Source organism: uncultured Mucilaginibacter sp. (assembly GCF_903893715.1).
Lineage (GTDB): Bacteria > Bacteroidota > Bacteroidia > Sphingobacteriales > Sphingobacteriaceae > Mucilaginibacter.
Map to the genome: position 1 here is coordinate 1 of NZ_CAITNG010000052.1, position 7,719 is coordinate 7,719.

Sequence of the window (7,719 nt, forward strand, 5' to 3'; positions counted from 1 at the left end):
GAATCCTCCTGCGTTTTTTTGTGCATGGCTACTCAAATGAAAACTTAAGGTAGTTAATGTTTTTATTATGCTTTAAATATTTGCGTTCGTAATAGGTTTTTATCGAGAGTACCTCATCGGCAAACTCAGAATGATAGAGGTCTTCAGTGCGGACATGGGTGGTCAGCCCTAATTCATTGACTTTATCGGCTGTATAAGCATGCAGGTTATCGTTATCGGTTTTGAGGTGTACCGCGCCGCCGGGCTTTAGTATCACTTTGTACATATCCAAAAAGCGGAGCGAAGTAAGACGCTTTTTCTCCCGGCTCAATTGCGGCTGCGGGTCGGGGAAGGTGATCCATATCTCATCCACCTCGCCGGGACCGAAGTAGGCGATGAGGTTTTCGATCTGGATGCGTAAAAAAGCTACGTTGCCGATGCCTTCTTCAATGGCGGTTTTTGCCCCGCGCCAAATGCGGTTGCCTTTATAATCGATCCCGATAAAGTTTTTATCGGGGAACAGTTGCGCCAGGTTTACGGTATACTCGCCTTTACCGCAGGCTAATTCCAATACCAGCGGATGGTTGTTCTTAAAAAATGTTTTAGCCCATTGGCCCTGCATCGGTTTGCCTTCATCCAGTTGCAACACATTAGCAAAATCGGCTATTTCGGCGAAGCGTCTTATCTTATCTTTTCCCACGTTTGTTATAAAAAATGTAAAAATAGCTTTTCCTGATTAATGGTATTGGCAAGAGTTTATATATTTGATGAAAAGACCACGTATTTTGGAAAAAGACGCAAAAATATACATCGCCGGGCACCGGGGCATGGTGGGTTCGGCCATCTACCGCAAACTGGTTAAAGAAGGTTTCAACAATTTTGTAATCCGCACATCCAAGGAGCTTGACCTGCGCGACCAGGTACAAGTAACTGATTTTTTCGCGAAAGAAAAACCTGACTACGTATTTTTATGCGCCGCAAAAGTAGGCGGCATTGTAGCCAACAATACCTACCGCGCCGAATTTTTGTATGATAATTTACAGATACAAAATAACGTGATCCACAACTCCTACCTAAACGGTGTTAAAAAACTGCTGTTTATGGGCTCTAGCTGTATATACCCTAAAATGGCACCACAACCACTCAAAGAAGAATATTTGCTGACAGGCCTGCTGGAAGATACCAACGAACCCTACGCCATTGCAAAAATTGCGGGTATTAAAATGTGCGATGCTTACCGCGCGCAGTATGGCTGTAACTATATATCGGTAATGCCCACCAATTTGTATGGATATAACGATAATTACCATCCGCAAAACTCGCACGTGTTGCCGGCTTTGATACGCAGGTTTCATGAGGCTAAGGTGAACGGAACGCCAACCGTTACCATTTGGGGAACAGGCTCGCCAAAACGTGAGTTTTTGTTTGCCGATGATTTGGCCGAAGCCTGCTATTACCTGATGCAAAACTATAACGAGCCTAACCTGATCAATATAGGGACAGGGCATGACCTATCGATAAAAGACCTGGCCGAACTGGTTAAAAAGACCATTGGTTATGAAGGTACGATTGACTTTGACACCACTAAGCCCGATGGAACGCCACGTAAGTTGATGGACGTATCGAAACTGCACAGCTGGGGCTGGAAACACAAAGTTGAGCTTGAAGAAGGTTTGGCGCTTGCCTACAAGGATTTTCTGAAACTAAACGAACTGGTATCTTAATCCAGAATGCCTTCACCGTAAGGGGGCATGCCATCGGCGGCTGTTTTCTTTTTTTTGGAGACTTTGGCGATGAGCGAGCGGATGCTGTCCCAAACCGAGGTAACGGTATTTGAATTAATGATACCCGAAGCCTGTTGCGAAAGCAACGTAACCAATGTTTTTACGATAAAGTTTGAACTGCGGAAAATGGTTTTGTTGAGGATGAGCGGCAATACAAACCTCGATGCCAAACCGATAAGTTCGTCGGGGTTGAAAAGCATACTACCCACATCAGATTTTTTTGCCGATGAAAAAACGGTGTCGAAAATGGCAGTAGGGCTGCTGAAGCGTTCTTTTATAGCAAGCTCCTGCTCCTTTTTTTGGTGCTTTAAATGGGCTATCTCGGCCCTCAGGTCGCTGATGCTATGAATCGCCATTTTCTTTGTTGTTTTTTTGCCTGAAGATTTTTTTGATCAAGAAATCGATGATGCGCGGCTCGATGTATTTCTTTTTGTAGGCCGAAACGATAAGCGCTGCCAGAAAGTATACAAAAGTAACGCAGCCAAAACCCATCCAGTAAGACCCTAACAGGGAGCCCAAAAACAGGGCTACCGTGATGCTGAAAAATTGCAGGGTGATAGCTATGCATATCAATACAAAAATCTCGGTAGCCAAAGCTGCTGCAAATGACGTACCTTTTTCGATGGCCTGTAATCGGGCCAGTTCGACACGGGTCTCAATGTATTGGCGCAGCTGGTCGGTTATACCGGGCTTTTCGTCCTTGTTGTTTTCCATCACTGATATGATCAAGCTTCTCCATCAAAAACCATTGATGGAGAAGCTTTTGGTTTAAGCATGTTCTATATCGTCCTGATATTCTTCTTCAACGCTTTTAACTTTCGTTTTAAGGTTGCTGATCACTTTGTCCTTCAATCCCGAAAGGTTGTTGATTTCGTTAGCGGCGGTTTCTTTTATCGAATCGCCTAAGTTTTTTAACGATTCTGCCAACTTGTCGCGGGTTTCCGATCCTGCATCGGGTGCAAATAAAATACCCAATGCCGCGCCTGCTGCCAATCCGGCCAACAATGCTATTACTACCTTGGTATCGTCTTTCATGATAATTTGATTTGTGTTTGCTATGTATTTGATTACAAAAATACCCAAATACATTTTAACTATCTAATAAACCTGTTTTTTAACTAATTGTTTTATGCTATCTGTCTTCATCGCTACTTGCGTTCTCCAAGCGGGCATCGCCCAAACGGTTGCTTTCATATATCTCTACCAACAGCAAAAAGTACGACAGCAACACCGGCCCAAAAACCAGGCCAAGTATCCCAAACATGGGGATGCCGATAATTACGCCGATAATGGTGATTAAAGGGTGCGTGTTGGCCAGTCGTTTGTTGATGAGCAGACGGAGGAAATTGTCGAGATAAACAATCATGACGAAACCCCAGGCGATAAGGAAAAAGCCCTGCCAGGTGTGCCCGTTCAAAAACAGTACAACGCTAAAAACAAGCGCGAGCGTTGGTACACCCACCACCGGTAAAAACGAAATAAATGTGCCGATAACCCCCCAGAATATAGGATCGGGCAGGCCCACTATTTTTAGGCCGATGGTAAACAAAATGCCTTGCGAAAGGGATATAATGCCCTGGCCTATAACGTTTGAATAGGTGGCATTGCGGAGCTCATTGGCAAACTTTAAGGAGTCCTTTTGCCGGAAGGGCGCATACTTTATCAAGCCAGACTCAAACTCTTTATATTGGGCAAACATGTAGTACAACAAAAAGTACAATACCAATAGGGTAAGGAATATACCTGCCGCGCTGCTTAAAATAGATGGGAACAGCTCGGCAACAAAACCGCCTACCTTTTGTGGGATATTGATGCTTTTTACAAAGTCTTGCTGGTGCAGGTGCGAGCCCGCGAAGGCATCAATTTTTGCCAGCCACTCCTGTATAGGCAAATGAGCCGACGAAAGTTCGGTAATTTTATCGACCACCATAATGCTCACCGACAAGAAAGGGATTACGATAACCACCAGGGAAATGATGATGATGAGCCCTGTAGCAGCGCCCTTGCTCCAACCCTTTTTTTCGACGAGATTGAGGAACATGGGCCTGAAAATGGTGTATAAAACCACGGCGCCCAAAATTGAATTGAAAAGCCCGCTTAAAGCATACAACAAAAAGCATCCCAGCAGCACCATGCCTACCAGGGTAATGTTATTGCGCTGCTTAGTGTTGAATACTGACATGTGTAACGATTTGATGCTCCATATAGTTAAAACAAAACAGGGCCGAAATGTTTGCCAAAAACTAAAAGAACGTTAAACTATGCTTTATCTAAAATCTCGATGATTTGTTTGCAGCTGTTTTCGATGGTTTCGAGGTAAAAAATACTATCTTCATTTGCATCAGGCATCTCATAACGCAACTGACTGGCCGATAGAACGATACTTGAAAGCTGGTTTTTTATATCGTGCCTTAAACTGCGCAGGGCGCTGTTGTTTTCGTCATTGTCCATCGCCTTGTTATTTGTCCAGGTTGTTGGCCTTCATTTTGTTATACAACGTTTTACGGTCGATGTTCAAAATCTCTGCAGCCTTGGTTTTGTTAAAGTTTACTTCGCGCAAAACGCGCAAAATGGTTTCGTACTCGGCTTCCATGGCGGCGTTTTTCAAATCGTGCCGGGCCTCTTTTACGCCGTTATCATATACCGGTTCGGCTGCCGTGGGCCTTGAGTTGTTGTATATTTCGAGCGGTAATGCTTTAGTTTGCACCTCTTCGCCTTCGGTGAGGAGCGCGGCGCGGCGTATCACGTTCTTCAATTCGCGCACGTTGCCTTGCCAGCGGTAGTTCAATAAACTTTCGATTACCTCGGGCGAAAAGCGGCTTACGTTGCGGCCCAATTCTTCGTTGGCGAGCGCCAAAAAGTGTTCGGCCAATAACAAAATATCTTTGCCACGTTCGCGCAGGGGCGGCAAGTTGATGCTGAACTCGTTGAAGCGATGGTACAGGTCTTCCCTGAATTTGCCGTTGCGGATGGCTTCCTGCAGGTTTTCGTTGGTGGCCACAACAATGCGTACATCCAGGTCAATTTCTTTGGTGCCGCCTATGCGCCTCACTTTACGCTCCTGTAAGGTGCGCAGCAGGGCGGCCTGTATATCGTACGAAAGGTTGGCTATCTCATCCAAAAACAGCGTGCCGCCGTTGGCCAGTTCAAAGTGGCCTATCTTGGTGTTCAGGGCACCGGTAAAAGAACCCTTTTCGTGCCCGAAAAATTCGCTGCCGGCCAGTTCTTTGGTGAGCGAGCCGCAATCCATGGCTATGAAAGGTTTATCGGCCCGGTTGCTGTGCAAGTGTATACTTTTTGCTACCGACTCTTTACCTGTACCGCTTTCGCCGATGAGGATAACGCTGTACATGGTTGGCGCAACCAGCTCTATCTGGTGTACCAGATCTTTCGAGGCGCGGCTGGTGCCGATAACAAAATCATCCGACGCGACTGTTTTTTTTGAGGAAGTACGCGGTTCGGCGGTGGTGATGGCCGCAGTTGCCGCATGGGTATCTTCGGTTAAAGCCTTTTGGGTTTCGATGGCTTTGTTGATGGTGGTTAATATCTCGTCGGGATAGAGGGGCTTGGTGATATAATCATAAGCGCCCATTTTGATAAGCTCGACCGCCATTTTGATATCCGAATACCCCGTGATGATGATGACGCCCGTTTCCGGGTATTCTGCCTTTATTTTTTTGAGTATTTCGCGGCCATCAGTATCCTCCAGGCGGAAATCGCACAGCACAAGGTTGTATGTATTATTTTTTAACAACTCGGCAGCGGTGGCGCCACTGGTAGCCGTGGCCACGTTGAACCCGTTGCGCGTCAAAAATTTGGAGAGCAACAGGCCAACATTAACCTCATCATCAATGATCAGTATATTCTTCATCGGGGGAGCATTACGGGTATTAAATGTTGAAGACACACAGTTTTTTGGTACTTGGGCAAAAAAGTCCACAATGTTTTGAATATTTTTTTAGTATTATATCCGGGAGAAATGTGGTTTATATGATAGTTAAAATATATTCATAACGGTTAATATAATTATTGGGGTAGTTATCAATGAAATATTGGCTTAGCGACGGCTATTCCCGGGCAAATAAAAGGGCTATGTTATGCGGTGCTTTTTTGATGAAAGCTGCTTAAACCAAAAATAAGCCGCTGGCATCAAAACATTTTGATTTTTAAATAGTTGTATTTAAAAATAAACGCAAAGATCATGGGCCTGAACAAGCATGTTAAGTCGGTGATCGAGATCACCACCTGTCCTGTACACCTGCAACAACCCGTATTAACCATTGTCGACAAGCGCATTGTGATGGACTGCTGCTGCATCGACTTTGAGATCACCTGCTTTAAAGAGCTGGTAAAAATGCTCCTCGAAGACAAAAAATACTCCGAAGAATGCGGCTGCCACCAATACGACCCGGCGACTGTAGCTGCCCCTATTTCCCAATAAACACCGCCGGCCTCTTCTCTAAAAACGCGGCAGCGCCCTCTTTAAAATCGTTGGTGCCGGTGCATTTCGAAAACTCGTCTATCTCGGTAGCAAAACCGCTGCTGCTGGTGGCCGCGTTTACGGCTGTGATGGCCGATGCGATGGCCAGCGGGGCCCGTTTTAATATCTTGTTCATAATCTCTTCGGCTTTGGGCAATAGCTCAGCGGGGCTTACCACATGGTTTACCAGGCCAAAGTTAAAGGCATCCTGCGCGGTTATCATATCCGATGTCATGATCATTTCCATGGCTTTGCCTTTGCCCACCAGTTGGGTAAGGCGTTGCGTGCCGCCATAGCCGGGGATGATGCCCAGCGTCAGTTCGGGCAGGCCCAGTTTGGCATTGTCCGACGCTACACGGATATGGCAGGCCATGGCCGTTTCCAACCCTCCGCCCAAAGCGAAACCATTAACCGCCGCGATGACGGGCTTGCTGCCATTGGCAATCACATCAAAAACCTTGGTATGCGCTTCAAAAGCCATTTGGCGGCCGCTGTTGGCATCCAGGGTGGTAAACTCCGAAATATCGGCGCCGGCGATAAACGCTTTTGGGCCTGCGCCGGTAATGATGATGCCGCCTACCTCGGGGTTGGCAAAGGCATCGGTAAAGGCAAAATGCAGCTCGGCCAGGGTAGCTTTGTTGAGGGCATTCAGTTTGCTTTCGCGGTTGATGGTGATGTATTGTATACGGCCCTGGCGGCTGATGAGGATATTATCGAAATGCATGGTTGTCTGGTTAAGCCCCCTCTAAATCTCCCCCGGTAGGGGAGACTTCGGTTAGGCGTGTGTCAATTGTTTTTTTTTCATTTTTTAAAGCCCTCCCTTCCGGGGAGGGTTGGGTGGGGTCTAAAAATTACGGTGTTGTTTTACCCAGGCGGTAATATAGGCAACAATGTCCTGCGTGGTGGTGCCGGGCGCAAACAGGCGGCCAACGCCCATTTTGTTCAGCTCGTCCATATCGCGCTCGGGTATGATGCCCCCGCCCGTGACCAGTACATCGTCCATCCCTTTTTCCTTCATCAGGGCGATTATTTTGGGGAACACCGTCATGTGGGCGCCCGAGAGGATGGATACCCCAATGGCGTCCACATCTTCCTGCAGGGCGGCGTTTACCACCATTTCGGGGGTTTGGCGCAGACCGGTATAAATTACCTCCATGCCCGCGTCGCGCAAACTGGTGGCAATGATCTTGGCGCCGCGGTCGTGCCCGTCGAGCCCTACTTTGGCCACAAGCACACGTATAGGGCGGTTGAATATTGGTTCAGTCATAATTTAATTCGAAGCTACGGATTTTTGAAGGGTTTCGAATTTCGGATTTTCAATTTCGAATTTTCAATTTCGAATTTCACAATTGCCGATACATCTTCCATTTTACATCTTCCGTCTTCTATAGTCTATGGGTATTTATGGGTATTCAAAAAAAACTTACACCACCACCTACTCGCGCTCGGTAACCCGCCAACCAATGACTAATGACC

11 protein-coding genes are annotated in these 7,719 nt (G+C 46.6%); 2 read left to right on the forward strand and 9 right to left on the reverse strand.

Annotated features, from left to right (window positions below; genetic code table 11):
* Positions 1-28: 28 nt before the first annotated feature.
* Positions 29-679: a tRNA (guanosine(46)-N7)-methyltransferase TrmB gene (gene trmB / locus QZX97_RS07120; RefSeq protein WP_295651141.1), complete on the reverse strand. Its 651-nt coding sequence runs from the start codon at positions 677-679 to the stop codon at positions 29-31.
* 85 nt (positions 680-764) lie between these two features.
* Here trmB and QZX97_RS07125 point away from each other — a divergent pair, with 85 nt between their 5' ends.
* Complete coding sequence (locus QZX97_RS07125; protein ID WP_295651615.1) at positions 765-1,703, forward strand: GDP-L-fucose synthase; 939 nt, start codon at positions 765-767, stop codon at positions 1,701-1,703.
* Here QZX97_RS07125 and QZX97_RS07130 read toward each other — a convergent pair.
* The 6 genes from QZX97_RS07130 to QZX97_RS07155 all read right to left on the reverse strand — a co-directional run bounded on the left by QZX97_RS07130 (position 1,700) and on the right by QZX97_RS07155 (position 5,634).
* A complete protein-coding gene (locus QZX97_RS07130; protein WP_295651610.1) occupies positions 1,700-2,119 on the reverse strand; it encodes a hypothetical protein in 420 nt (139 codons plus the stop codon). The two genes, QZX97_RS07125 and QZX97_RS07130, sit on opposite strands and share 4 nt — an antisense overlap.
* Complete coding sequence (locus QZX97_RS07135; RefSeq protein ID WP_295651612.1) at positions 2,106-2,477, reverse strand: phage holin family protein; 372 nt, start codon at positions 2,475-2,477, stop codon at positions 2,106-2,108. The genes QZX97_RS07130 and QZX97_RS07135 overlap by 14 nt, the downstream gene beginning before the upstream one ends.
* A 54-nt stretch (positions 2,478-2,531) precedes the next feature.
* The gene (locus QZX97_RS07140) at positions 2,532-2,798 is read right to left on the reverse strand and encodes a YtxH domain-containing protein (RefSeq protein WP_295651613.1); all 267 of its coding nucleotides are present in this window, start codon (positions 2,796-2,798) and stop codon (positions 2,532-2,534) included.
* Between the two features lie 97 nt (positions 2,799-2,895).
* The gene (locus QZX97_RS07145) at positions 2,896-3,945 is read right to left on the reverse strand and encodes an AI-2E family transporter (RefSeq protein WP_295664509.1); all 1,050 of its coding nucleotides are present in this window, start codon (positions 3,943-3,945) and stop codon (positions 2,896-2,898) included.
* Between the two features lie 77 nt (positions 3,946-4,022).
* Positions 4,023-4,214, reverse strand: a complete 192-nt coding sequence (locus QZX97_RS07150; RefSeq protein WP_295652633.1) for a histidine kinase dimerization/phospho-acceptor domain-containing protein — start codon at positions 4,212-4,214, stop codon at positions 4,023-4,025.
* Between the two features lie 7 nt (positions 4,215-4,221).
* Entirely contained in the window at positions 4,222-5,634 is a 1,413-nt protein-coding gene (locus tag QZX97_RS07155; protein ID WP_295652635.1) for a sigma-54 dependent transcriptional regulator, read from the reverse strand.
* 330 nt (positions 5,635-5,964) lie between these two features.
* Between QZX97_RS07155 and QZX97_RS07160 the strand changes: the two genes are divergently transcribed.
* Positions 5,965-6,204 (forward strand): hypothetical protein, encoded by a 240-nt coding sequence (locus QZX97_RS07160; RefSeq protein WP_295652636.1) that lies wholly within the window; start codon positions 5,965-5,967, stop codon positions 6,202-6,204.
* Here the strand turns inward: QZX97_RS07160 and QZX97_RS07165 are convergent.
* Together QZX97_RS07165 and QZX97_RS07170 are read right to left on the reverse strand one after the other, a co-directional pair.
* Positions 6,191-6,967 carry an enoyl-CoA hydratase-related protein gene (locus QZX97_RS07165; RefSeq protein ID WP_295652638.1) on the reverse strand — a complete coding sequence of 259 codons (777 nt, stop codon included), beginning with the start codon at positions 6,965-6,967 and terminating at the stop codon, positions 6,191-6,193. The two genes, QZX97_RS07160 and QZX97_RS07165, sit on opposite strands and share 14 nt — an antisense overlap.
* A gap of 120 nt (positions 6,968-7,087) precedes the next feature.
* Complete coding sequence (locus tag QZX97_RS07170; RefSeq protein WP_295652640.1) at positions 7,088-7,510, reverse strand: cobalamin B12-binding domain-containing protein; 423 nt, start codon at positions 7,508-7,510, stop codon at positions 7,088-7,090.
* Positions 7,511-7,719: the final 209 nt, after the last annotated feature.

Coding starts and splice junctions, on each gene's coding strand:
- QZX97_RS07165 (WP_295652638.1), bottom strand. CDS start 6,967: ATGCATTTCGATAATATCCTCATCAGCCGCCAGGGCCGTATACAATAC.
- QZX97_RS07155 (WP_295652635.1), bottom strand. CDS start 5,634: ATGAAGAATATACTGATCATTGATGATGAGGTTAATGTTGGCCTGTTG.
- QZX97_RS07145 (WP_295664509.1), bottom strand. CDS start 3,945: ATGTCAGTATTCAACACTAAGCAGCGCAATAACATTACCCTGGTAGGC.
- QZX97_RS07130 (WP_295651610.1), bottom strand. CDS start 2,119: ATGGCGATTCATAGCATCAGCGACCTGAGGGCCGAGATAGCCCATTTA.
- QZX97_RS07170 (WP_295652640.1), bottom strand. CDS start 7,510: ATGACTGAACCAATATTCAACCGCCCTATACGTGTGCTTGTGGCCAAA.
- QZX97_RS07135 (WP_295651612.1), bottom strand. CDS start 2,477: ATGGAAAACAACAAGGACGAAAAGCCCGGTATAACCGACCAGCTGCGC.
- QZX97_RS07140 (WP_295651613.1), bottom strand. CDS start 2,798: ATGAAAGACGATACCAAGGTAGTAATAGCATTGTTGGCCGGATTGGCA.
- QZX97_RS07150 (WP_295652633.1), bottom strand. CDS start 4,214: ATGGACAATGACGAAAACAACAGCGCCCTGCGCAGTTTAAGGCACGAT.
- QZX97_RS07160 (WP_295652636.1), top strand. CDS start 5,965: ATGGGCCTGAACAAGCATGTTAAGTCGGTGATCGAGATCACCACCTGT.